At 59.9% G+C, this 24,458-nt stretch carries 22 protein-coding genes; 12 read left to right on the top strand and 10 right to left on the bottom strand.

Annotated elements, in window-relative coordinates; genetic code table 11:
- Positions 1–187: 187 nt before the first annotated feature.
- The 5 genes from IGB42_RS20245 to IGB42_RS20225 all read left to right on the top strand — a co-directional run bounded on the left by IGB42_RS20245 (position 188) and on the right by IGB42_RS20225 (position 3,580).
- Entirely contained in the window at positions 188–1,255 is a 1,068-nt protein-coding gene (locus tag IGB42_RS20245; RefSeq protein WP_159675145.1) for a hypothetical protein, read from the top strand.
- Positions 1,256–1,258: 3 nt separating this feature from the next.
- Positions 1,259–1,546 (top strand): hypothetical protein, encoded by a 288-nt coding sequence (locus IGB42_RS20240; RefSeq protein WP_159675143.1) that lies wholly within the window; start codon positions 1,259–1,261, stop codon positions 1,544–1,546.
- Between the two features lie 52 nt (positions 1,547–1,598).
- Positions 1,599–2,045 (top strand): nucleotidyltransferase domain-containing protein, encoded by a 447-nt coding sequence (locus IGB42_RS20235; protein WP_255461544.1) that lies wholly within the window; start codon positions 1,599–1,601, stop codon positions 2,043–2,045.
- Positions 2,046–2,525: 480 nt separating this feature from the next.
- Positions 2,526–2,951, top strand: a complete 426-nt coding sequence (locus tag IGB42_RS20230; protein ID WP_159675139.1) for a hypothetical protein — start codon at positions 2,526–2,528, stop codon at positions 2,949–2,951.
- 296 nt (positions 2,952–3,247) lie between these two features.
- Positions 3,248–3,580, top strand: coding sequence for a hypothetical protein (locus tag IGB42_RS20225; RefSeq protein WP_159675137.1), 333 nt, complete (start codon positions 3,248–3,250; stop codon positions 3,578–3,580).
- A gap of 160 nt (positions 3,581–3,740) precedes the next feature.
- Here the strand turns inward: IGB42_RS20225 and IGB42_RS20220 are convergent, their stop codons facing one another.
- From IGB42_RS20220 to IGB42_RS20190, 7 genes are all read right to left on the bottom strand, one after another.
- Complete coding sequence (locus IGB42_RS20220; RefSeq protein ID WP_159675136.1) at positions 3,741–4,025, bottom strand: DUF4926 domain-containing protein; 285 nt, start codon at positions 4,023–4,025, stop codon at positions 3,741–3,743.
- A gap of 118 nt (positions 4,026–4,143) precedes the next feature.
- Positions 4,144–5,667 carry a threonine ammonia-lyase, biosynthetic gene (gene ilvA / locus IGB42_RS20215; protein WP_159675134.1) on the bottom strand — a complete coding sequence of 508 codons (1,524 nt, stop codon included), beginning with the start codon at positions 5,665–5,667 and terminating at the stop codon, positions 4,144–4,146.
- A 255-nt stretch (positions 5,668–5,922) separates the two neighbouring features.
- Entirely contained in the window at positions 5,923–7,500 is a 1,578-nt protein-coding gene (locus IGB42_RS20210; protein ID WP_159675132.1) for a response regulator, read from the bottom strand.
- Positions 7,501–7,621: 121 nt separating this feature from the next.
- Entirely contained in the window at positions 7,622–8,599 is a 978-nt protein-coding gene (locus tag IGB42_RS20205; RefSeq protein WP_159675130.1) for a lipase secretion chaperone, read from the bottom strand.
- 8 nt (positions 8,600–8,607) lie between these two features.
- On the bottom strand, positions 8,608–9,930 hold the full coding sequence (locus tag IGB42_RS20200) for a sphingomyelin phosphodiesterase (RefSeq protein WP_201800029.1): 1,323 nt from the start codon (positions 9,928–9,930) through the stop codon (positions 8,608–8,610).
- A gap of 147 nt (positions 9,931–10,077) precedes the next feature.
- Complete coding sequence (yedA, locus tag IGB42_RS20195) at positions 10,078–10,935, bottom strand: drug/metabolite exporter YedA (RefSeq protein WP_159675128.1); 858 nt, start codon at positions 10,933–10,935, stop codon at positions 10,078–10,080.
- 96 nt (positions 10,936–11,031) lie between these two features.
- The gene (locus IGB42_RS20190) at positions 11,032–13,035 is read right to left on the bottom strand and encodes an ATP-binding protein (RefSeq protein WP_159675126.1); all 2,004 of its coding nucleotides are present in this window, start codon (positions 13,033–13,035) and stop codon (positions 11,032–11,034) included.
- Between the two features lie 147 nt (positions 13,036–13,182).
- Here IGB42_RS20190 and hslU point away from each other — a divergent pair, with 147 nt between their 5' ends.
- Positions 13,183–14,508 (top strand): ATP-dependent protease ATPase subunit HslU, encoded by a 1,326-nt coding sequence (gene hslU, locus IGB42_RS20185; RefSeq protein WP_159675125.1) that lies wholly within the window; start codon positions 13,183–13,185, stop codon positions 14,506–14,508.
- Between the two features lie 119 nt (positions 14,509–14,627).
- Here the strand turns inward: hslU and IGB42_RS20180 are convergent, their stop codons facing one another.
- Both IGB42_RS20180 and IGB42_RS20175 read right to left on the bottom strand, forming a co-directional pair.
- Positions 14,628–15,014 carry a hypothetical protein gene (locus IGB42_RS20180; RefSeq protein WP_159675123.1) on the bottom strand — a complete coding sequence of 129 codons (387 nt, stop codon included), beginning with the start codon at positions 15,012–15,014 and terminating at the stop codon, positions 14,628–14,630.
- A 177-nt stretch (positions 15,015–15,191) separates the two neighbouring features.
- Entirely contained in the window at positions 15,192–15,575 is a 384-nt protein-coding gene (locus tag IGB42_RS20175) for a hypothetical protein (protein WP_159675121.1), read from the bottom strand.
- A gap of 207 nt (positions 15,576–15,782) precedes the next feature.
- Between IGB42_RS20175 and IGB42_RS20170 the strand changes: the two genes are divergently transcribed.
- The 6 genes from IGB42_RS20170 (at position 15,783) to IGB42_RS22710 (ending at position 22,520) form a co-directional block, all read left to right on the top strand.
- Entirely contained in the window at positions 15,783–17,414 is a 1,632-nt protein-coding gene (locus IGB42_RS20170) for a methyl-accepting chemotaxis protein (protein ID WP_236822667.1), read from the top strand.
- A gap of 128 nt (positions 17,415–17,542) precedes the next feature.
- A complete protein-coding gene (locus tag IGB42_RS20165; RefSeq protein WP_159675119.1) occupies positions 17,543–17,788 on the top strand; it encodes a GlsB/YeaQ/YmgE family stress response membrane protein in 246 nt (81 codons plus the stop codon).
- Positions 17,789–17,931: 143 nt separating this feature from the next.
- Positions 17,932–21,678 carry a methionine synthase gene (gene metH, locus IGB42_RS20160; RefSeq protein ID WP_159675117.1) on the top strand — a complete coding sequence of 1,249 codons (3,747 nt, stop codon included), beginning with the start codon at positions 17,932–17,934 and terminating at the stop codon, positions 21,676–21,678.
- 52 nt (positions 21,679–21,730) lie between these two features.
- On the top strand, positions 21,731–21,916 hold the full coding sequence (locus IGB42_RS20155) for a YhfG family protein (RefSeq protein WP_159675115.1): 186 nt from the start codon (positions 21,731–21,733) through the stop codon (positions 21,914–21,916).
- Positions 21,909–22,142: a hypothetical protein gene (locus IGB42_RS22715; protein ID WP_201800028.1), complete on the top strand. Its 234-nt coding sequence runs from the start codon at positions 21,909–21,911 to the stop codon at positions 22,140–22,142. Before IGB42_RS20155 ends, IGB42_RS22715 begins: the two co-directional genes overlap by 8 nt.
- 3 nt (positions 22,143–22,145) lie before the next feature.
- Positions 22,146–22,520 carry a Fic family protein gene (locus IGB42_RS22710; protein WP_201800027.1) on the top strand — a complete coding sequence of 125 codons (375 nt, stop codon included), beginning with the start codon at positions 22,146–22,148 and terminating at the stop codon, positions 22,518–22,520.
- 88 nt (positions 22,521–22,608) lie between these two features.
- Here the strand turns inward: IGB42_RS22710 and IGB42_RS20145 are convergent, their stop codons facing one another.
- Positions 22,609–24,411 (bottom strand): carbohydrate-binding protein, encoded by a 1,803-nt coding sequence (locus tag IGB42_RS20145; protein WP_159675113.1) that lies wholly within the window; start codon positions 24,409–24,411, stop codon positions 22,609–22,611.
- Positions 24,412–24,458: the final 47 nt, after the last annotated feature.

Raw genomic sequence — 24,458 nt, 5'->3', positions numbered from 1 at the left:
GGGCCAAAGTCGATTCATCCGCGACAGAAGCCGTTGAAAACAATCTAACCGAACAGTATTGAGACCTGACCCTAATTTTCCTTCAAGTTTATGACTTCTCGGTTTTCAACACCGAAGGCAAGCGTATTGCCTTCCTGACGGCGCAGGTTGATCCATTTGGCCCAATCTCCGCGATACACGATATCGAGTGCGCGAACACGCGCGATCTGCCGGCGTTGGTCGACGGATTGTTGAATCCATAGTTGCGAACCAGCCGGATACGGTTCAAATTATCGATATGATCCCGCAGTCGCGGGAGTTCTGGCGCAAGCTGGGGATTGAAAATGAAACAAGTAGAAGCGATGACTTCATCCAGAACGGGGAACTCAACTGGGACAGTCTCCGACGTGCTGACCGGCAGGGAACGCCTGCACCGGCAGCGCGAGAAAGCGATACGGATTCTCGAAGAGCAGAGAGTGCAGGAATCCTTGGCGAAACGCCTCGCGGAGAGGGAGCAACAGAAGAACAGCTGAGCGACGAAGAATTCGCCCGGCTTTTCCCTGATCGCCCCAAGTATTCCCGCCTTGGCCAACGCACTGAGGGCATTCAAGACCAACGACTTGTAGAGCGCCAACAGCGCATCAAAGAAGTACAAGACCAACTGAGTGGCCTCGGCGACAGGCTTTCGGACGATGCCGATGGGGCAGAGTCCTTGGTTCCAAACAAGGCGAACTATTCGTTGCGCCCATACAGTGGCAATGAGTTGGAACTGGACTTCGTTGGCCCTCTGCGTCCACTTAGTCGACAGCAGCTTGATATGCTCACATCGCATCCTGATGCGCACTCTACTGTGCGTCACGGAGGGGCTGTTACCGATCCGCAATTGATGGATAGATCACTAACTGGGGTGGCACCTGATGGCCACGTGAAGATAGACAAGAAAAGCGGAAAAGTAATGCTGCCTCCAATGTCATCTGCATTTCATTCAGATCGATTGATGGCTTATGCCGACGATGTAGTGCGTAACAATGGTGTATTGGCGTCAAAGACTGCCCAGAACCCAGGTGATGATCTTGTTACGCTCTACCCAGCAGATGTCGGTGATTTGGGATTAAATCTCGGGCGCGGATATGCCCGTCTTGGCAGTAGCAAGCTTAATCCTTCGCTAGAAGGTGCGCCTCAGTTAATTGATAATCTTAGAAGCGTCCAGGCTACTTATGGCTCCAACCCACTTACCAATCGGTGGGAACCTGTAACAATTTTCCCTGCGAGATAGAGCATGAGTGAATACCGAACACTGAAAAATTTACTGGCATCTGTTATGTCAGTAGAAGTTGGATTGTCTGAAGAACGCGAAGAGGCTGTTCTGATGGCGTCTTTGCAAAAGACGGAGTATCGGAACAGGCTTCGAGAGGAGTTGGAAACTGCCTTTGCCGATTCCAGCTTATCTTGGATAAATCTTCTAGACAATGAGAGATATTGTGTCTTCGCTGCCGACTCTGACGAGGAAGCAAAGGAATACATAAAGGAACACCTTTGGGATAGGATTGTTTCTATGGATTCTTGACCGCCACATTCAATAGGGCTGGCGAGCCTCCAGCCTTATTGTTCCAAACAACGTGTCCCCGTTTGGACCAGTACGTGCAGGCCTGGAAATTCCACAAGGACTATCCGGTGCGCAGTTTGACCGTATTTCAGGTAGGGTCAGAAATGCTGCAAGTAGCATGGGGCTTGGTGATGATATCTTCGTGATGGGATCACGGGCCGGTGGAAATGCGAAGACAGGGTCAGACCTTGACATAGGTATTCGGGTTACTCAGGAACAGTTCGACGACTTGATTGCTAGTTCGTTTGCTAATGCCAAGAACGCGCCGGCGGCGACGATGGAGGTCGCAATCAGAGATGGTCGCATTCAGGCTGGAGAAGCTGGATTGAGTCGGCTTGGCAGGCTTGTGGCCAAAGATTTGAGTTTTCCGACAAACAAGGTCCAGATTTCTGTAATTCGTGCGGGAGGCGTTTTCGATAACGGACCTCAATCCGCGTTGGTATACACACTTGGGTTTTAAACGATGAGTTACTGCAAACTCTATATTTATGCGAACTTAGACCTGGACCAGATGGAGGGTGTTTTTGATCTGGGTTTCAAGGAGTGCATATGCATTCCAGGGGTGGAATACTCTTTGTTTGTAAATGACAACCACATTGACGGGGCGAGTATTACTTCATCTACTTATCCAGTGGATAGATCTCGATATTACGTTGAGATTGATTCTGATCCTGCTGACGTGGGTAGTGAGGGCGATTTCAATCGATCCGTGTCGGAATTAGTGATTTGGTTGCGTTTGAAATGTGACTTTGTCGTGGCGTCTTGTGATTTCGAAGATTACATAGTTGAGGTTACCGGGTGGAATTGGACCCCTGAACATCCCTTGCCACCCCCAGGCTAATTAGTTGTTTGTGGTTTGTAAGCAAGGGCTCTGACCTTGGCTTATTGTTCCAAACACCGTAGGAATAGAGCTTCACGCATCACGTTTACTACAGATGGTATGGACCTTGATGGGCTTGGACCAATCTCATTGAGGAATTTCGGCAATCACTTAGGGCAGCATCCAGTTTCCTATGCCGCTTTACGGCAGGTTCAGCGAGTACAAGAGCGCATGGGAGGGTGCGTAACTCTGCAGTTTGGTGATGGACCATCTGGGCTGGCTGGTGAAGTCGGTAAGGCAATTGATGGTTCTATGGAAATGGATCTGTATATGCTCAATCGTGCGAACCTGTCTGCCGAGGGGGCTGCTTCCACTTTTATCCATGAATCGAGCCACTACATGCGTGGCGCGCGTGGCTTTGAAATTGGAACTCAGGTTGAAGAATATATGGCATTCCGCCGAGAGAAGTTGTTTGAACTTGGCCGTCGCCCATCATTCGATGAACGAAAAGCCATATGGACAGATAAAATTTTGAATGATCCATAATATTCAACGCGCCCTGCTGGTGGTGACATTCCGAAGTTATTGCAAGGACTGGGAGGCTGATGTGGAAAAAATAATCTACGATGGGAAGTTGGAGACAAAAAAGAAGATATTTGACGAGTATCGCCACGGGAACTTGTCCGTAGTTTGTCCAAAATGTCAGGAGCAGGTAATTGTTGTGCTTGATGTTTCGGACATAGGAAGGCATCAAAAAGCACCGGGAATATACTGCCCCAATGGGCATTTCTGGACGGTCTTTAATTACAGATGATTTATTGGCCTAAATCAGCCTTGCTTGCGTGAAGTTGATTTATATATTCCAGACGGCGCAGTTGATTTGCAACCCGGCGTGGCTACGGCGTCTCAGCCGAGGAAACGACTTCAACGCTGAGCGCTCTGTGGCTTACCCGTATAATGAAGTTTACATCAACAGCCCCAAGGGTTCTGGATATACCCGCCTTGATTCGTATAATCCAACTGCTGGTGAAATTGTTTCCCGTAACTTTACGCAGCTTTCTGAGGTTCAAGAGCAGACAGCAGTTGGCTATATAAATGAATTGATTGCCAAGTACACGGTCAATGAAAAAAATCTGGGGTCTGGTCTTGCAATCATACATTTTTCATCGCCTTGATTGCTCCGGCTGACCGTGGCGTAGTGCACGCCAAAGCGGGTACAGCCCAAAGTACCCGGCCACTTCCCGCAGGGCTTTGCGTGATATTTGTAAATTCTTTTAAATCATCGATTTATAGGCGATACGTGCACATTTTTGCTTCATCGCGGCACGATCCCAACTAATCTGCTCGCTGCACTCGCTCTAAATCGTCTTCTTTTACTGTTAGAACAGCTAGTGACTCACCGGTACTATCGACGAACTCCGCTTCGTAATGCGGGAGATCCGAGGCAAACACCATCAGCACGGCTCCAGATGTCCCCAAGGGGACGCCAGCAAATGATCGAATCGATCTTACAACATCATACTCAAAGAATTTTTGATTCATTTTTTCGTTCAACTGCACAGAGCCCCGGCGGGGATGAAAGCCATCATATCGGGACAGCTCTTCAAGCGTGGCCGACATGGCGTATCAAAAGCCAATGCAAGCATGCAATATCGTGGCGCAAATTCAGCAATTGCCGGTTGCAATGCAAAAAAGGGGTGCTTCAAAGTCCCCCCTTTTGTTAGCAACCCACCCCAGCTCAAGCCCCCAGAAACAGCTGATACGCCGGATTATCGCTTTCCACCCAGTGCGGGTAGCCCAGCTTTTCCACGAAGGCATTGAATGCCGCGTCATCCTCGGCCGGTACCTGGATACCGATCAGGATGCGGCCGTAATCGGCGCCGTGGTTGCGGTAGTGGAACAGCGAGATATTCCAGCCCACGTTCATGCTTTCGAGGAAGTTGAGCAAGGCGCCCGGGCGCTCGGGGAATTCGAAGCGCAGTACGCGCTCGTTGGTGACCTGCGGCGCGTGGCCGCCCACCAGGTGGCGGATGTGCAGCTTGGCCAGTTCGTTGTCGGTCAGATCGACCGTGGGCAGGCCGTGGTTGGCCAGCTTTTCGATCAGGTCGGTGACTTCCGAACGGTTCTGGATCGACAGGCCGACGAACACGTGCGCTTCCTCCGCGCCGCTGTAGCGATAGTTGAATTCGGTGACGTTGCGTGCACCGATCAGGCCACAGAAGGTGCGGAAGCTGCCGGGTTTTTCCGGCACGGTGACAGCGACGATGGCTTCGCGGCCTTCACCCATTTCTGCCTGTTCGGCCACATAGCGCAAGCGGTCGAAGTTCATGTTGGCGCCGGAAGCAATGGCGACGAAGGTCTTGCCTTCCTGCTTTTCGCGCTTGGCCCACAGCTTGGCGCCGGCAATGGCCAGCGCGCCGGCTGGCTCCAGGATGGAACGGGTGTCTTCGAATACGTCCTTGATCGCCGCGCACATCGCATCGGTATCGACCAGGATCACGTCGTCGACCAGATCGCGGCACAGCCGGAAGGTTTCTTCCCCTACCTGCTTCACTGCCACGCCATCGGCAAAGATGCCCACTTGCGGCAGCGTCACGCGTTCGCCCAGTTTCAGGCTCAGGTACATGGCGTTGGCGTCTGTCGGTTCCACGCCGATGATCTTCACTTCCGGGCGCAGGCGCTTGATATACGCGGCCACGCCGGCGATCAGGCCACCACCGCCTACCGGGATGAAGATGGCATCGAGCGGATCCGGGTGCTGCATGAGGATTTCCATGCCCACCGTGCCCTGGCCGGCAATCACTTCCGGATCGTCGTACGGGTGCACGAAGGTCATGCCGTTTTCTTCACACAGCTTGATCGCGTGCGCGTAGCAGTCCGAATACGATTCGCCTACCAGCACCACTTCGGCGCCGCGGCGCGATACCGCGTCCACCTTGATCTGCGGTGCGGTGGCCGGCATCACGATGATGGCGCGGCAATCGAGGTACTCGGCCGAGAATGCCACGCCCTGTGCGTGGTTCCCGGCGGACGCACAGACCACGCCACGATCGAGCTGGGCGCGGGTGAGCTTCACCATCTTGTTGTACGCGCCACGAATCTTGAAGCTGAACACCGGCTGTACATCTTCGCGCTTCAGGTAAATCTGGTTGCCGATGCGGCGGGACAGATTGGGCGCGAGTTCGAGCGGGGTTTCCACTGCCACGTCGTAGACGCGCGCAGTCAGGATGCGTTCAAGATAATCGTTGGGCGTTTGAGCCATGGGGAAAGCCTTTTAAAATCAATGGCGGAACCCATGACTGTAACGCCGAAAACGCTGGCGGGCCAGCCCGGCAAGGGCTGGCCATGTATCAATGTGTGCTGGAGGGGCTGACAAACCGGGAACAGTGCGGCCGGCGAGGTGAAGCTCGCGAGGTGCGGGCGGTGAGGGGATGAACAGGCTCGGCCGGAGAGGTACGTGGCAAAGCATCCCTACACCACACAGTCAGCCACGTGCATCAATCTTTGCCAACCGATCTCAGTGCGCTGCCCCGGCATCACGGTACAGCAATCGCACCGCTTCCACTTCGTGCAGGATACCGAAGAACGCATCGACCACTTTGGGGTCCAGGTGGCTGCCGCGCATGCGGCGGATTTCTTCCAGCACCTCTTCGGTGGGCCACGCTTCCTTGTAGCAGCGCTTGTTGGCCAGCGCATCGTACACATCGGCCAGCGCGGTAATGCGCCCGGCAATATGGATATCCTCGCCGGACAGGCCCTGCGGATACCCGCTGCCATCCCATTTCTCGTGATGCTGTTGCGCAATGGTGGCGGCCATCCTGAGAATGCGCGGCTTCGCCCCCTTGAGCATGGTGTAACCGATCTCCGCATGGCGGTTCATGATCACGCGTTCATCGGCATTCAAGGGACCGGGCTTGAGCAGTACCGCATCCGGTATGCCCACCTTGCCGATATCGTGCAGCGGCGCGGCGGTGCGGATCACATTGGCCTCTTCCTCATCCAGCCCCATCGCCCGCGCAATCAGGTACGAGTATTCGGCCATGCGGCGGATATGCTGGCCGGTATCCTGCGAGCGGTATTCCACCACTTCGGACAACTGGTAGATGATGGTGCGCTGGGTTTCCTCGACTTCACGCGCCATCAGCAGGTTCTCGTAGGCGATGCTGACGTTGCTGCAGAACAGCTCGATCAGGTCGCGGTCACCATGGGACAGCGATACCGGCCCCTCGATGATGAACAGGTTGACCGGGCCGTGCGGCGTCTTGAAAAAGCCGACGAAATGATCATCGGCGTAGATGCTGCGTTCGGTCTGGATGGCTTCGTCGATGGTGGGGCGGAAGCGTACCAGGTCGGCTTCCGGCAGGGTCTTGCCACGCAGTTCCGAGTAGCCCCCGGTGGCGTACAGCACGCGCACCGCGTCGTCGTCGGTCAGTGCCGCCACGCCGCCATTCACCACCACGTACAGCGCATCCTGCTCGAAAAACAGCAAGGATTGCAGCTGCTCCAGCACGCCCTGCGCCAGTTGCTCGATCGACGATTGCTGGAAAATCACGCTGGAGGCTTCGATCACCTTCAGCAGCCCGCGCCGGTTGGCGTCCAGCATCTGCCGTTGCTGGTCGATCAGCATGATGTCGTTGTACGAGCGCAGCGTGCCCAGCACGGCGGTATACAGCTTGTCGCGCGTCAGCTCGGTCTTGGCCTTGTAATCGTTGATGTCGTAGCTCTCGATCACCTGGCGCTCCGGCGCCACGCCGGGCTGGCCGGTGCGCAGGATGATGCGTACCTGGCGGTTGCCCAGTTGCTCGCGGATCGCGCGCGCAGTCTTGAGGCCGGCATCCTCGCTTTCCATCACCACGTCGAGCAGGATCAGCGCGATATCGGTGGTGTGCGCAAGGAATTCGAGCGCTTCCTTGCCGGAATAACACGAATGCAATTTCAGCGGCCGGCCAAGGAAATCGATGCCGGACAACGCCAGCTGCGTAACGCGATGGATATCGGGCTCGTCATCGACGATCAGCACATGCCACGCGGGCCCGGTGTTTTCCTCGGCGGCTTCGTGGCTATCGTCGATCAGCCAATCTTCGTCTTGGGACATGGTCTTGGTATTCCGGCAGCACAGGCGGGAGTTTCACTATAGAACGCCGTACCGCTGACGTAAGCCGAAACGATGAAGTGTTGATGAAACCTGCCGCAATCTCCCGGTACCGGCACGCACCTCATTCGAATGCCTGCTTGCGCAGCGCAGCCAGCGCGGTCACGTACGCATAGTCTTGATGATCGGGATAACGGCGGTCCAGCTCGGCCAGCGCCACTGCATACGCCTGCTGGCGTGCCTGCTGTGCAGCTGCCGCGGCTTCCTGCTGCGCCTGGGCCTGCGCATCGGCTACCGGCAGGTATTTGCTGCGCAAGCTACCGCGCAGCGCGGCGTCGGCTGCGGCATCACGCGCATCCAGCCGGGCCAGCCCGTATTCGATCTGGTAGTTGGCTTGAGGGCTTTCCGCAGCTTTCAGCTCGGCATAGTCGCTGCCGTAGTGCTGCTGGCGCAGCGCCTCCACCCTGGCCATGCGGGCCTGTTGCGGCATGGTGGCTGCGGGGCCCTGGGCAAACTCGTTCACGGCGGCCTTGAAGGCGATGCCGGCTTCTTCCGCGCCATACCAGGCCTCGGCGGCAGCTTCGCCCATGCTGGCCTTGCGCAAGGCGCTCAGCTTTGCCAGCCGTTGCGACAACGGCGTGCTGGTCGATTGCACCAGCTGTGCTTCTGCATGGGCGGTGGCCGCCAGCTGCGCGATGGCGCTGCGGGCGATGGCGGCCGCTGCCTGATCGGGCCAGCTGGCCAGCGCATCCTGCAGCACGCGCTCGCAGTTGTTGCCGCCGGCTTGCTGGCACAGCGCCAGCCCGTCGCGCCACCAGCGTTGCAACTGGCCCGAATGCACAGCGGTTGCGCCGCTGGCGTAATGCGCCTGCATCACGTCCGCCAGCCGCTTGGGCAGATCGGGCGGCGGGGCTGCCTCGCCCCAGGCGCGGGCGAACAGGCCATCGCGCCGGGTTGGGGCTGCCGTTGCCACCGCGCTGGCGGTGTTGCCCGCTGCAATGGCCCGGGCGCCGCCGGCAGGGGCCGCTGCCGGCCACCACTGCCAGGCGGCCGTGGCGCCTGCGGCCAGCAACGCCGCTACTGCTACCGTGCGTTTCAGCATGTGCGGGCTCAGAAGCTGAACAGGCCGGCTACCGGGAAGTGATCGGACAGATCACGTACCGACCACAGGTCGTCGCGCAGCGTGCGCAGGATGCGTACGTCGTTCACGCTGGTGCGCGGCTGGCGGTTGTCGTTGCCCACCAGCACGTAATCCAGGTATTCGACCGTGCCGCCGGATGTGGGGTTGCCGGCATTGGTGTTCACATTGGCGTCGAAGGTGTTGATATAGCCCGAGCTGGCCGGTGCCCTGGCGCGCAGCAGTGTCTGCATCTGCACGTAGTCATCCGGAAACTTGTACTTGTTGACGTTCATGTCGCCGGCGATCAGCAGGGTTTCGGTCGCCGGGATGCGCTTGCTGTCGAGCAGCGTGCGGATCTTGCCGAATGCCAAGCGGCGCATCTGGCGTGCTTCGTCGGTATCGAACGAGGGGGCGTGCGTGGTGCTCAGGTGGTAAACCGCGCCCTGCTTGAGCACTTGTACGTAGTTGGCGCCCTTGTTGGCCAGGCAATCGCTACCGGTGCACTGGTCAAACACGATGGTGGCATCGGCCATGATGGGCCAGCGGCTGATGATCATGGTGCCGCCGTCCTGCAGGATATTGCCGGGGATATCCACCAGCGTGGATTGGTACGGGAACGCGCTGCGTACCTTGGCCAGGAATTTGCTGCGGCAATCGTTATCGAACAGCTCCTGCACGGCCACTGCATCGTAGCCGGCCAGGTTGCTGGCAATTTCATCCAGGCGTGCACAGTTGTTGCTCGAGATCGGTGGCAGCGCCCACACGTTGTAGGTGAGCATCTTGAACTCGTTCGGGCCGCTGGTGGTTTCCACCTTGTTGCGGTTGTGGATCACATACTTGAAGTCATCGTAGCCACCGGTGGCCTCGGCCCGGTACGACAGGACCGATGCCGCGTTGCCGTACACGGTATCGCGGTTGTGGATGGCGCGGTCGCTGTACCATGGATCGTCGAAATTGTTGCCGCGTGCTGCGTGCCAGATATTGCTGGAAGTCCAGGTCCCGGTGAGCTTCTGGCGCAGTGTTACCGTGCTGCCACCCCCGGTGACGGTGGTATCGAAATAGAAAGTCTTGCCGTTGGTGATGCCGATATTGCGGTTCATCCACAGCACGCGGCGGGTGGCATATGCGGGGATTTCGGTGGCTTCGCTGTCCCAGCTCTTGCCGCGCACCAGCGTGGCATCGCCGCTCTGGCGGGTTTGCACCTGCACGGTGTTGGCGGTGGTGTTGGTGATGTAGATATAGGATTCCGCGTGCACGACGCTGGCCACGCAGGCCAGCAGCAACAGCGCGAGGGTACGCAGCCATATGGTCATGATTTTCGCCCGGTTCAAGGATTTGAATATGGGCGGAACCTTACTCACCCCTCGTGACGTATAGATCACCGATAAATGACGAGTGCATGGCGCGGGGGTGACAATGTGACGACGGCATCCCCGCCGGGCGTGACCGGCGCTGAACTGTCAGCGGCGGTGGGCGATGGCCAGTAACACCACGCCAGCCAGTACCACGCCCATGCCGGCCAGCATGGGGGCGCTCAGGTGTTCGCCTGCCAGCAACCAGCCCAGCAGCACTGCAACCGGCGGGTTCACGTAGGCATAGCTGGAAGCCAGTGCGGGGCGGGCGTGCGACAGCACATAGACGAAGGCGTTGTAGGCAATCAGCGAGCCGAAGACGATCAGATAGGCGAGCGCGGCCCAGCTGTGCCAGTGCACATCATGCGGCCACGGTTCGCCGCGCAAGCGCCCCAGCAGGAACAGGATGACGCCTGCACTGCTCATCTGCACCGCAGCGGACATCGCGCCGGCCGGCAGATCCAGCTTTTTCTGCCATACCGCCGCAAACGACCACGATAGCGATGCGGCCAGGATCAGCGCGAATGCCCACGGGCTGCCGCCCAGCCGGGTGTCCTGCTGTAGCAGCGCCACGCCCGCGAGGCCCAACACTACGCCCAGCCATTCCTCCTTGTGCGGCGGCGAGCCGAATGCCCAGGCAAACAGCACCGCGAACAGGGGCGCCACCGCCAGCAGCAGTGCGGTCAGCCCGGATGGCACCGATACTTCGGCCACGCTGACGCCGCCATTGCCCACCACCAGCATCAGCGTACCGACCGCAATGGCAGATACGGTCTGTTTCAGGCTGGGCCATGCGGCGCCACGCCATTTCAGCCAAGCCAGCATCACGCCGCCGGCAACCAGGAAGCGGAACGACGCCATGGTCAGCGGCGGGATATCCGCCACGGCAATGCGGATGCCCAGGTAGGTAGAACCCCAGACGAGGTAGATGATGAGCAAGGCAAGCAGCAGGCGGGAACGGATCATGGCGAACAAGGCAGGGGCTGATCCGGCACCAGCATACGCGCGCGCATGCCACCGCGCAGTGCACAGCCGCCAGCCAAACGGGCCCGCACAGCGCCGCTAGGTGTTGCTGCCCTCACCCGGAGCAATGATGGGGATCAGCACGGTGAACGTGGTGCCCAGTCCCGGTTTGGAGCTGACGGTGATTTTGCCCCCCAGTCGCGCCACCACCAGGTTGTAGACGATGGCCAAGCCCAGCCCGCTGCCGCCCCGGCCGCGCTTGGTGGTGAAGAAAGGCTCGAAAATGCGCTTGAGTTCACCGGGCGGGATGCCTGGCCCGTTGTCGGAAAACTGCAGCACCACGGTGTCCTTGCCGCGTGCTTCCACGGTGATGGTGAGCAAGCCGGCATCGACCTGTTCGAAGCCGTGCAGCAGCGCATTGGTGACGAGGTTGGTAAACAGCTGGGTGAACGCGGCCGGGTAGCTGTCCAGCTCCAGATTGGGCGGGCAATCGAAGGTGAAGCGGTGCGGCGTATGCCGGAACTTGGGCGCCAGGCTGTTGAGGATGTCGGTAAAGTAATCGCGTGGCTTGAATAGCCTGCGCTCGTCGATGTTCTGGTCCACCGAGATCTGCTTGAATGAGCGTATCAGCGTGGCGGCGTGCTCGATATGCTTGAGCAGCAGCGTGCTGGTATCGCTGCTATGCGCAAGGAACGCTTCCAGCTCGCTTTTCTTGATCTGCCCGTCTGCCAGCCGTGCAATCACGCGGGCGGTTTCTTCATGCAGGGTGGAGGCGGCTGTCACCGCGATGCCCAGGGGGGTGTTCACCTCGTGCGCGATGCCTGCCACCAGCCCCCCCAGTGCCGCCAGTTTTTCCGACTGCAGCATCTGCTGCTGGGTGCTTTGCAGTTTCAGCAATGCGTCTTCTGCTTCGTCGCGCGCATTGATCAGCGCCGCTTCGGCCAGTTTGCGCTGCGTGATGTCGGTTTGCGTGCCCACCACGCGGATCACATTGCCGCCGCTATCGTGCTGGGCGCTGCCATTGCTTTGCAGCCAGCGCCAGCTGCCGTCCTTGTGCTTGAGGCGGAACTCCACCCGGTAGCTGGCCTGCTGGCCTTCCACGAAGTGCTTGTATGCGGTGAGCGCGCCGGGCGCATCGTCCGGGTGCAGCCGTAGCGCCCAGTTGTCGAAATCATCGTGCAGTTGCGCCGGGGCGAAGCCGAGCTGGGCTTTCCAGCCGGCGGAAAACTGCACGCGGTTGCGCAGCAGGTCGTGTTCCCAGATGCCCGATTCGCTGGCTTCCAGTGCCAGCTTCCAGCGCTCTTCGTTGGCTTGCAACGCAGATTGCGATTGTTCCAGGTCTGCCAGCGTGCTGACCAGCTCATCGTTCTGCGCGTGCAGTTCGTCCCACTGCACTTTCAGGCGCTCATACACAGCCAGCAGGTTGTCGTGAATCTGGCCGATTTCGTCGCCCCCTTCCAGCGCGGGCGGCAGATCGAGGTCGTTGCGGGCAATTGCGGCAGACAGCGCCTGGATCGCCTTCACCCGGCGGATCAGGTAAAACGCCAGCGCTGCGCCGCCAAAGCCGGTGACCAGATACGCAAGAATGGCGACATTGATGGCCTGTGCACGCGCCTGCATGACGGTATCGCGTGTCTGCTTGAGCGATGCATTGGTGCGCGTCAGCTCGGCGCGCATCTGTTCTTCCACCAGCGTGGTGAACGGATCGATGGCCGGATACAGCTCGTACTGGATGAAGCTGCGCAGCGCCGCCGGTTCCTCGGTGCTCAGCACTGCACCCAGCCGCGCAAATGCCTTGCGCGCGCGTTCCTGTGCTTGGCTCAGCTGCGCGCGCTGTGCCAGCGGCACGTGTTCGGCATAGCTGCGCCAGCTGGCATCGCTGGCGCGCAGCTCGGCCTGCATGCGAAAGCGCACCGTGGTGCTGTCGAGGATGCCCAGGTTGAGCTTGTGCGCCAGATCCACCATGGGCACCGCATAGCGCCATGCGGTCTGGCGCAGCGATTCCTCGCGCTGCTGGCGGGCTTCGATGATGTCGTTCAGCGACTGGAAGCCGGCACGCTGGGTGCGGTCGATGGCCACGGTCGTCAGAACGCCGATCAGCATGCTGACCGCCAGCAAGGCTAGCAGAAGGGTGGCAAAACGATGGCGCATCGAGCAACAGGGTGATGATTTGTCTAGATACTATAGCTGGCGCTTTAAATCCGGCTTGCTGCCATCATCTTCTCAGCTATCGTTTGCACGGATGCCACCATGAGCACCATGACCCCGCAGGAAATCGTCCACGAGCTGGATAAACACATCGTCGGCCAGGCCGATGCCAAGCGTGCGGTGGCGATTGCATTGCGCAACCGCTGGCGTCGCCAGCAGGTGGCCGAACCGCTGCGGCATGAAATCACTCCCAAGAACATCCTGATGATTGGCCCCACCGGCGTGGGCAAGACCGAGATCGCCCGCCGGCTGGCCAAGCTGGCTGATGCGCCGTTCATCAAGGTGGAGGCCACCAAATTCACCGAGGTGGGCTATGTGGGCAAGGATGTGGACAGCATCATCCGTGACCTGACCGAGATCGCCATCAAGAGCGCGCGCGATATTGCCATCAGGCGCAACCGGGCCAAGGCCGAAGGCGCTGCCGAGGAACGCATCCTGGATGTATTGCTGCCGCCGCCCGGCAAGATTGGTTACGCATCGGTGGGCGAGGTGGAGCAGGGCAGCGAAACGCGGCAGAAATTCCGCAAGATGCTGCGCGAGGGCAAGTTCGACGACAAGGAAATCGATATCGACGTGGCAGCGGCCACGCCGAGCATGGAAATCTTCAGCCCGCCGGGCATGGAGGATTTTTCCAGCCAGCTGCAGGGCATGTTCAAGACGGCGTTTTCGGACAAGAAGAAAACCCAGAAGCTCAAGGTGCCCGATGCGCTCAAGCTGGTAACCGATGAAGAAGCCGCCAAGCTCGTCAACGATGAAGACCTGAAGGCCGAGGCGCTGCAGGCGGTGGAGCAGAGCGGCATCGTGTTCATCGATGAAATCGACAAGGTCACCAGCCGCGGGGAAAACAGCGGCGGCGAAGTCAGCCGCCAAGGCGTGCAGCGCGATCTGCTGCCGCTGGTCGAAGGCACCACGGTCAGCACCAAATACGGCATGGTGAAGACCGATCACATCCTGTTCATTGCCAGCGGCGCATTCCAGCTGGCCAAGCCGTCAGACCTGATTCCCGAGCTGCAGGGCCGGCTGCCGATCCGCGTGGAATTGTCATCACTGACGGTGGAAGACTTCGGCCGCATCCTCACCGGCACCGATGCCTGCCTGACCAAGCAATACCAGGCATTGCTGGAGACGGAGAGCGTGGAACTGGCGTTTACCGATGACGGCGTACGCCGGCTGGCCGAGATTGCCTACCAGGTGAACGAAACCACCGAGAACATTGGCGCGCGCCGCCTGCATACGGTGATGGAAAAGCTGCTGGAAGAGATTTCCTTCGACGCGAAGCGCGGCACCGTGAACATCGATGCTGCCTATGTGGAAGGCCGGCTGGGCAAGCTGGCGCAGGACGAAGACCTGGCGCGCTACGTGTTGTAGCAGCGCGGGGGTGGGCAGCAAAGCACAAGGGCCGCATCGCGGCCCTTGCTGTTTATCGGATATGCGCTGATCGCGTTGCCAGGCGGGTATTGCGAAAGCACGCGCTGCGCGGTGGGCAATCAGGCGCTGGTATTGACCAGCGAACCCGGCTGTAGCGGTTGCGGTTGCGGTGTTTCGGCCGCATTGGCCTGCCGGTTTTCATATACAGCCACCGTGGTGGCGCGCCGTTGCACCAGTTGCTGCGCATCCAGCACGTTCTGGGTATCGAAGCCTACCTGCTGGGTGTTGGTATCGCTACTGTCTTCGCTGCTGCTGGCGCTGTTTTGCACGTAGATGTCGTACTGCTTTTGTGCCTGCTGCGAGATATACACCGTTTCCACCAGCGGCTTGGCCGCTTCGCGGATATCCTGCCGCTGCGTTTGCAACTGCTGCGCCAGTTCGCCATTGCCGGATGCTGGCGCCGGCGGTACATACGCGCTGCGGGATACATTGCTGATGTCGGCCATGGCGGGGCTCCTTGCGGAATGCATTGCGGATATTGCTTCAATATACGCCGCGATTTTCGCCGTGCATGGTAAAGATGACCAGCGGAAAGCCCAATTGATACAGTGACTTGGCGAACACCGTGCGTAGGCCGTGAGCGAACCGTGCTGATGCGGGCGGGAGCCCCCAGTGGTGACACTTCAGGCGCGGGTATCGATATTGCCGCCGCGGTTGACCGGTGCGCTCTTGGCCGGTGCCTGCGCCGCCTGGTCGATACGCCGCTGCTGTGCCTGGTCTTCGGTGGCCTGCGCTTCGCGGCGCCGTTCGGCACTGCGCTGTGCATCCAGCGATTTTTCTTCGTTGGCATCGCGCGTGCGGGCCTGCGCAACCTGCCGGTTGTTGCTGGCTTCGGTTTGCTGCCGTTGCTGCGCCTGCTGGGAAATGGTGACGCGGTCTGCCTGGCTGCGGCTGATGGTCAGCGCTTCCTGGCGGTTGGTGCGTGCCTGCTGCGTTTGCGCATTGCGCTCGGTAGCCGGTGCATTTTGCACGCTGCCAGCGCGGTTGATACTGCCTATCTCAGCCATAAACCTCTACCCGTTTGACCTTGCATCCATCATACGCCGCCACCCGGATGGCATGCCCGATGAGTTGACTGGCGGCAGCGCGGCGCATGGTCGCTTGCTACCCGCAACGGTGTGCAACTATTCACGCCCCCGTTCATCTGCATACTCCGGGAAAGGCTGTGGTCAGGAAGCTAAAGTGCAAGATCGCCCATAGCCCCGGAGCCTGCCATGCGATCCTTGTCCATTGCCCAGAAACTCTACGGCGCATTCGGGCTACTGATACTGGTGGTGGTGCTGATGGTGGGCAGCACGCTGTTCAACTTTCACCGCGTGGCGGATCGCAGCGGCTGGACAGTGCATACCTACCAGGTGCTGTTGCAGAAGGATCAGTTGCTGGAGGCACTGGTGAATATCGAAACCGGGCAGCGTGGTTTCCTGATCACCGGCAAGGATGAATTCCTAGAGCCCTACAACGGTGGCCAGGCGCAATTTGCCAAGGCATTGGCGCAAATCCGCCAGCTGACCAGCGACAACGCCGCACAGCAACAGCGGTTGCAGCAGCTGGAAGGCCAGCAGCAAGCATTGCTGAGCCAGGTCTTGCAGCCGCAGATCGAACTGCGCCGGGCCATCGCCCGCAATGAAAAATCGCCGGATGAACTGATGCAGGCCATGGGCAATGGCGCGGGCAAGCAGCGCATGGACGAATTACGCAGCGTGCTGGCGCAGATCGGCGATGCCGAAAGCAGCTTGCTGGATGCCCGCGCGGAGGAGGTAGCGCAAATCCGCGCGTTCAGCTTTGCGTGCCTGATCATTGCGGGGCTGATCGTGGTGGCAATTGCACTGGGCATGATCCTGACCTTGCCGCGCAGCGTGGGTAAACGGCTGGGCTATGCAGTAGGACTGACCGAATCCGCGGCGGCCGGGGATTTCAGCCGCCAGATCGAGGTGGAGGGCAGCGATGAAATCAGCCAGTTGCTGCAGGCTTTTGCCGCGATGCAGCAGCGCTTGCGCCAGTTGCTGCAGCAAGTCAGGCAAAGCAGCGATGCATTGCTGGGCGGTGCCGCCGATATCAGCAGCAGCGCCGAGCAGGTAGCGCAGCAGGCGCGCGACCAGAGCAATGCTGCTGCGGCGATGGCCGCGGCGGTCGAGCAGTTGACGGTCAGCATCAATCACGTTGCTGCGTCCGCCGCCGATGCACACAGCGAATCACGCGAGGCCGGCCGCGTTTCCAGCGCAGGCGCGGAGGTCATCGACCTGACCGTGCACGGCATCCGCGAGATTGCCGCCACCGTGCGCTCGGCATCGGGCAGTGTTACCCAGCTGGGCGAGCAGGCGCAGCAGATTTTCAGCATCGTGAAGGTGATCCGCGAGATTGCCGACCAGACCAATTTGCTGGCGCTCAATGCCGCGATCGAAGCGGCACGCGCCGGCGAGCAGGGGCGCGGCTTTGCGGTGGTGGCGGATGAGGTGCGCAAGCTGGCCGAGCGCACCGGCAGCTCCACGCAGGAGATCGCCAACATGATCCAGCGCATCCAGAGCGGTACGCAGCAGGCAGTGAGCAATATGGGCAGCGGCGTAGAGCAGGTAGAAACCGGCGTGGAGCTGGCCAACCAGGCCGGTACCGCCATCGGGCAGATACGCAGCAACGCCGCGCGGGTTTCTTCGGTGGTCAGCGACATCAGCGAGGCGTTGAACGAGCAGCGCACGGTATCACACGATGTAGCCAGCAATGTGGAGCGCATTGCGCAGATGAGCGAGGAAACCAGCCGCGCGGTCGAGGCATCCGCGCAGACCGCGCAACGGCTGCGTGATCTGGCGCAGCAACTGGGGCAGGCGGTCGGGCAGTTCAGGCTGGCCTGATGGCGGGCCGTAGGCTGCCAAGCAGGCATTCATCACACTTTGTCGACCACGCTTGCTGCACTATTCACTTGTCATTGCACAGGTACACGCGCATGGTGCATGCGGGTACTTCACCCGTGGAGAAAGCAATGGGTTTCATCTGGTTCATCCTGGTCGGGCTGATTGCTGGCTGGCTGGCAGGCACACTGGTGCGTGGCGGTGGCTTCGGCGTGGTGGGCGATATCGTGGTGGGCATACTGGGCGCACTGCTGGGTGGCTATGTGTTCAGCAAGCTGGGCGTGGCAACCAGCGGTGGTTTGCTGGGCAGCATACTGGTGGCCACGGTGGGCGCGATCATCCTGATCGTGATCATCCGCCTGATCAAACGCGCCTGACGCAGCACCGCCGGTTTTAGCGCCCGTTAGTGGCGCCTGCAGCACGCCGCCCCGCCATTTGACGGGGCGGCGTTGTTTTTAAGGGGGAAATCTCTTCTAACGGGTTAAAATAGCCGGCTATTTTGCCATTGCCGACTTTGCCCATGACCACGCCTTCGCCGCGCTACGCTCAAATCCAGTCCCTGCTTGAAAACCGCATCCTGATTCTGGATGGCGGCATGGGCACGATGATCCAGCAATACACGCTGGACGAAGCGGCCTACCGGGGCGAGCGCTTTGCCGATTGGCAGTGCGATGTGAAAGGCAACAACGACCTGCTGGTGCTGTCGCAACCGCAGATCATCGCCGCTATCCACCAGGAATACCTGGACGCCGGCGCGGACATCATCGAGACCAACAGCTTCAACGGTACCTCGATTGCCATGGCCGACTACGAGATGGAAAGCCTGGTGTGGGAGCTGAACTTCGCCGCCGCCAAGCTGGTTAAAGACCTGTGCGTGGCGCAAACCGCCAGGACACCGGAAAAGCCGCGCTTCTGCGCCGGCGTGCTCGGCCCCACCAACCGCACCTGTTCGATCAGCCCGGACGTGAACGACCCCGGCTACCGCAACGTGACCTTCGATGCGCTGGTAGAAAGCTACCTGGAGGCCATCGATGGCCTGGTGAAGGGCGGCGCAGACCTGCTGCTGGTGGAAACCATTTTCGATACGCTGAACGCCAAGGCAGCGGTGTTCGCGATCCACACCTATTTCGACCAGCACCCGGAAACCGCGCCGCTGCCCATCATGGTATCGGGCACCATTACCGACCAGTCCGGCCGCACGCTCACCGGCCAGACCACCGAGGCGTTCTACAACTCGCTGCATCATGCAGATGCGATCTCGTTCGGCCTGAACTGTGCACTGGGGCCGGACCTGCTGCGCCCGTATGTGGAAGAGATGTCGCGCATCTCCGATACCTTCGTATCGGTGCACGCCAACGCCGGCCTGCCCAATGCCTTCGGCGGTTACGACCTGGGCCCGGATGAAATGGCCGAGAACGTGCGCGAGTGGGCGCAATCGGGGCTGATCAATATCGTCGGCGGTTGCTGCGGTACCACGCCGGCGCACATTGCCGCCATCTACCAGGCGGTGAAGGATGTACCGCCGCGCGTGCTGCCGCAGATCGAAGCCAAGTGCCGGCTATCCGGTCTGGAGCCGTTCAATATCGGCGACAGCGACCTGTTCGTGAACGTGGGCGAGCGCACCAACGTTACCGGCTCCAAGGCGTTTGCCCGGCTGATCCTGAACGGTGATTACCCGGCCGCGCTGGACGTGGCGCGCCAGCAGGTGGAAGCCGGCGCGCAGGTGATCGACATCAATATGGACGAGGGCATGCTCGATGCCCACAAGGCCATGGTCACCTTCCTGAACCTGGTGGCGGCCGAGCCGGATATCTCGCGCGTGCCCATCATGATCGATTCGTCCAAATGGGACGTGATCGAAGCCGGCCTCAAGTGCGTGCAGGGCAAGTGCATCGTCAACTCGATCTCGATGAAAGAGGGTGTTGATCAGTTCATCCATCACGCCAGGCTGCTGCGCCGCTATGGCGCTGCAGTGATCGTGATGGCGTTCGACGAAGTGGGCCAGGCCGATACCTTTGCCCGCAAGATCGAGATTTGCGAAAAGAGCTATCGCATCCTGGTGGATGAAGTGGGCTTCCCGCCGGAAGACATCATTTTCGACCCCAACATCTTCGCCGTGGCCACCGGGATTGAAGAGCACGCGCGCTACGGGCTGGATTTCATCGAGGCCACCGGCTGGATCAAGCAGCACCTGCCGCACGCCAAGATTTCCGGCGGTGTATCCAACGTATCGTTCTCGTTCCGCGGTAACAACAAGGTGCGCGAGGCCATCCACGCGGTGTTCCTGTACCACGCGATCAAGCAGGGCATGACGATGGGCATCGTCAACGCTGGCGCGCTGGAAGTGTACGAGGAAGTGCCGAAAGCGCTGCGCGATGCGATCGAAGACGTGGTGCTGATGCAAAACCAGACGGCGGATCCGCTGGCGGCAACCGAAGCGCTGATCGCGCTGGCCGAAGCATTCAAGGGCGATGCCAATGCCGCCAAGGGCGAAGACCTGAGCTGGCGCAACGGCAGCTTGCAGGAGCGCATTACCCACGCGCTGGTGAAGGGCATCACCACCTTCATCGTTGAAGATACCGAAGAAGCCCGGCTGAACGCCGAGCGCCCCATCCACGTGATCGAAGGGCCGTTGATGAACGGCATGAACCACGTGGGTGACCTGTTTGGCGCCGGCAAGATGTTCCTGCCGCAGGTGGTGAAATCCGCCCGCGTGATGAAGGCGGCAGTGGCGCACCTGGAGCCCTTCATCGAGGAAGAAAAAATCCGCATGGGCCTGGCGGATGCGCCAGCCAAGGGCGTGATCGTGATGGCCACGGTGAAGGGCGACGTGCACGATATCGGCAAGAACATCGTCGGCGTGGTGCTCCGTTGCAACAACTACCAGGTGACCGACCTGGGCGTGATGGTGCCGGCGCAAAAGATCCTCGATACCGCCAGGGAGATCGGCGCGGACATCATCGGCTTGAGTGGCCTGATCACCCCGTCGCTGGAAGAAATGGCGCACGTGGGCAAGGAGATGGAACGCCAGGGCTTCGATATCCCGCTGCTGATCGGTGGCGCCACCACCAGCAAGGTGCACACCGCGGTGAAGATCGAGCCCAACTACCCGAGTGGCCACGTGATCTACGTGCCGGACGCCAGCCGCGCGGTCGGCGTGTGCTCCAACCTGCTGAGCGATGAACTCAAGCCGGACTTCGTCGGCAAGGTGCGCAGCGAATACGACAACATCCGCACCATCCACGCCAACAAGGACCGCACCAAGTTCCTGCCGATTGCCACTGCGCGCGCCAACGGCTTTGCAGCGGCCACCGGTTTCGACTGGGCCGGCTATACGCCGCCCAAGCCAAAGCAACTGGGCGTGCTGAAGTTCGAGAACGTGCCGCTGGAAGCCATCGAGCCCTATATCGACTGGAGCCCGTTCTTCAACGCGTGGGAGCTGTTCGGCAAGTACCCGAAAATCCTGCAGGACGAAGTGGTGGGCGAATCCGCACGCGCACTGTTTGCCGATGCGCAAGCCATGCTCAGGCAACTGGTGGCCGGCAAGTGGATTTCGGCCAACGGCGTGGTCGGCCTGTTTCCCGCCAACAGCGTGGATGAAGATATCGAAATCTACGCCCCTGCGTCTGACCCGCAAAACCGGGGCGCCCCGCTGATGATCTGGCACAACCTGCGCCAGCAGAACATCAAGGCGGCCGGCAAGGCCAACTGGTGCCTGGCGGACTTCATTGCCCCCAAGGCCAGCGGCGTACAGGATTACATCGGCGCGTTTGCCGTCACCGGCGGCATCGGCATCGACCCGCACGTGAAGGCCTTCGAGGACGCCAACGACGACTACAGCGCCATCATGGTGAAAGCATTGGCAGACCGCTTTGCCGAGGGCTTTGCCGAATACATGCACGAGAAGGTGCGCAAGGAACTATGGGGCTACGCTGCCGATGAACACCTGAGCGTGGATGAGCTGACCGACGAAAAATACAGCGGCATCCGCCCAGCCCCTGGCTACCCGGCCTGCCCGGACCATACCGCCAAGACTGGCCTGTTCGACATCCTAGGCGCCAACAGCATCGGCATGACGCTGACCGAAGGTTACGCCATGCTGCCCACCGCGGCGGTGAGCGGCTTCTACTTCAGCCACCCGCAATCGCAGTACTTTGCGGTGGGCAAGGTGAACAAGGATCAGGTGGAAGAATACGCAAAACGCCGTGGCGTGAGTATCGAGCAGGCCGAGCGCGATCTGGCGCCGAATCTGGGGTATAACGCCTGATCGTCATTTCCGATGGTCTATACTTGTATAAAACGGAGTGGGGAAAAGGCACATGTCGAAAGCATCTCATGCGATCAAGCGCGCATATGTTCAGCAAACTCGGCTGGCTAACTACAATGCCAGCTTGCGGCTGGAGGGGTATGCACCGGTATCCTTGCGCGTGCATGATGCCAATGAGCTAGATTCTGCCAAAGCAAAGCTGATCAGGAAATACGCGCTGAAATCTAACCGTGAATGACAAATACGGCGTGGGGCAGGATGTCTATTGCTACCCGGATTCGGATGTTTTACAAAACCGGTTGGGTATCAGGGATGCTGTCACGCTGGAGCAAGCGGAGCGGGAAATAAGTGCGCTGGCTAGCCAAGGTATCGATTTCAGTAGCCCGCCCTACGATCTGTCATATTTCCAATCACTGCATCGCCAGCTTTTTGCAGACCTCTATGATTGGGCTGGTGATATCTGACGTGTGGATATCAGCAAGCAAACTACGCGTTTTTGCACGACCTCCCGGATTGAACCTGAGGCGGACAAACTTTTTTCCAGGCTGGCGATACTGAATTACTTCGAGGGATTGAGTCGCTTGAGCCTGATCGGAGAGGCCGCCATTTTTTATGCCGACCTCAACGTGATTCATCCTTTTCGTGAAGGGAATGGTCGGGCACAACGCATTTTGTTTGAACATTTGATAGTAAATTGCGGTTATCAAATTAGCTGGGAACACATAGGCCAAGATGAATGGTTGCAAGCCAATATCGATGGCTACAATGGGGAATACGCTGGCATGACCCGGTTGTTCGAGCGCAGCATCGGCCAGCTGCTTGCCGATGAATTCGGAACATGAACGTTTGAACATGAAATCAGATCCCGAATGAAAAATGGGACCACTTGTGGCCCCATTTTTCATATCACCAGCTAATTACTTCCATCACCTACAACACCCGCTGAACCGCCTTGACGGTAATCAGAGGCATGGCCGGGCTATCGGTATAGAACTGTTGCTGCCAGCTGTACTGCCCGGGCTTGGCGTTGGCGAAGTTCGCCACGAAATACACTTTGATCGGTACCGATTGCCCCGGCTGCAGGGTGGCATACAGGGCATCTGCATTGCGCAAATCCAGCAGGAAGAACGGGTCTATGCCCTGACTGTAGCCATTGTCCTGCATGATGCTGCGGTTGAGCGTGCCCTGGCCGTTCCAGGCCGTGTATTGCCCCTCGGCGCGGTAGACGCGCATCACCTGGCTGCTGGTATTGGTCAGCGTGACGGTCTGGCTGGGGGCGGCCGGCAGGCTGCTGGTGGACAAATCCGGAAACTGCATCTCGCTGCTGCTCAGCGTCAGCAGGGTTGCGGCCGTGGTGGGCTGGCGCAAGCGCAGCGTGGGGTCGCCAAACAGGGTGGTAATGTCGATCGGGTTGGTGATGCGGCGGGCATCGCCCAGCGTATAGCCGGCTGCCAGCAAGCGGTGATCCAGCCCTGCGCCCGGACGGCCCACCTGGAACACGAGATCGGTGTTGGCGCGTACTGCCAGCGCCTGCCCGTAAAAAAGGGCATAGCCGGCCAGATAGTCGGCCGCGCTGAACATGCCGTTGTTGCACGATGCCATGTCCACCAGCAGCGCATTGGCCGGGTTGTTGCGATAGGCGTCGCTGCCCATGTACACGGTGGGGCTGAATTCCTGCCCGTTGGCCGCGCCGTGGATGTTGATGTAGGCATATTCTTTGGGCTGGTTGATGGCGCTGAACCAGTTGGCGGCCTGCATGGCCATGTCGTTGTTCCAGATCACGTTCAGCCCGGTGCTGGCCGGTGCGGCGAACAGGCCGGTATCGGCGTAGAACGCTTGGGCATCGGCCAGATTGGTGGCCTGGTCGATTTCATAGTCGCTGCTCAGCGTGTTGTGACCAACGCTGTTGAAATACACCATGCCGGAGCCGTAGTGCTTGCTGCCGGTTCGATACGCGTGGTTGCGATCCAGGTAGCTGCGCAGCAGGCTGATGCGCTCGGCTATCCCTAGGGCGGCGGGCGGTTGCAGGCGGCCGGTCCAGATATCGCGCGTACGCGCCAGGCTGCTCAGGTCGTAGCGCAGGCCGCGCTGGCCGTTGCCGTCTACATCGGCGCTGCGGTTGAAGATACCGTTGCCGTCCGGATCGTTCCAGAATGCATCGCTCAATACTTCGTAATACGCATCGCTCAGCAAGGCGGGATAGCTTGCGCCATCCACGCTTGCGTCGCCTTCCTGCACGGCGGGGATGTCGCCGATCAGGATGGCGCCGCGCAACTTGGGCGCTAGCGCCTTCAGCCGTGCTTTGACCAGTGGCGCGCTGCTGTTGGGGGTGATGGCCAGCTGATGTACGCAGACGTTCTGCTCGGCCTGGATATCGGCCGCCAGGCGGACCAGCTCCGCGGCCAGCGGGGTGGCAAAGGCGCTGTCCACCACCAGCGCCACGCTGCCGGGCTTGTCGCAGGTGGGTGCCACGCTGCACGCACCGCCGGCCTGCCACAGGCTGGCGACCAGCGCCGGGTTCCAGTTGGTGCCCACAAACGGGGTATGGCTTTGCAGCGCGGTATAGGTGCTGCCGTTGTAGCTCACCACATCGCCCAACTGGTAGGCGGCGGTATTGCTTTCTGCCCAGAGGGGGCAACTGGCATCTGCCGCCAGGGCGGCGGGTGCGGTCAGCAGGGTGGCAAGCAGCGTCAACGCGGCGTTGCGGCGTGCGCTGGTGAACAATGGTTTCATTTTATCTCCTCTCCGGTGGCGGCCCCATGGCCCCGGGGGACTATGGC

The sequence above is a fragment of the Andreprevotia sp. IGB-42 genome (assembly GCF_009848685.1).
Taxonomy (GTDB): Bacteria; Pseudomonadota; Gammaproteobacteria; order Burkholderiales; family Chitinibacteraceae; genus Andreprevotia.
Note: the sequence above shows the minus strand (reverse complement) of the source record. Positions and strands in the feature narration are given on the sequence as shown.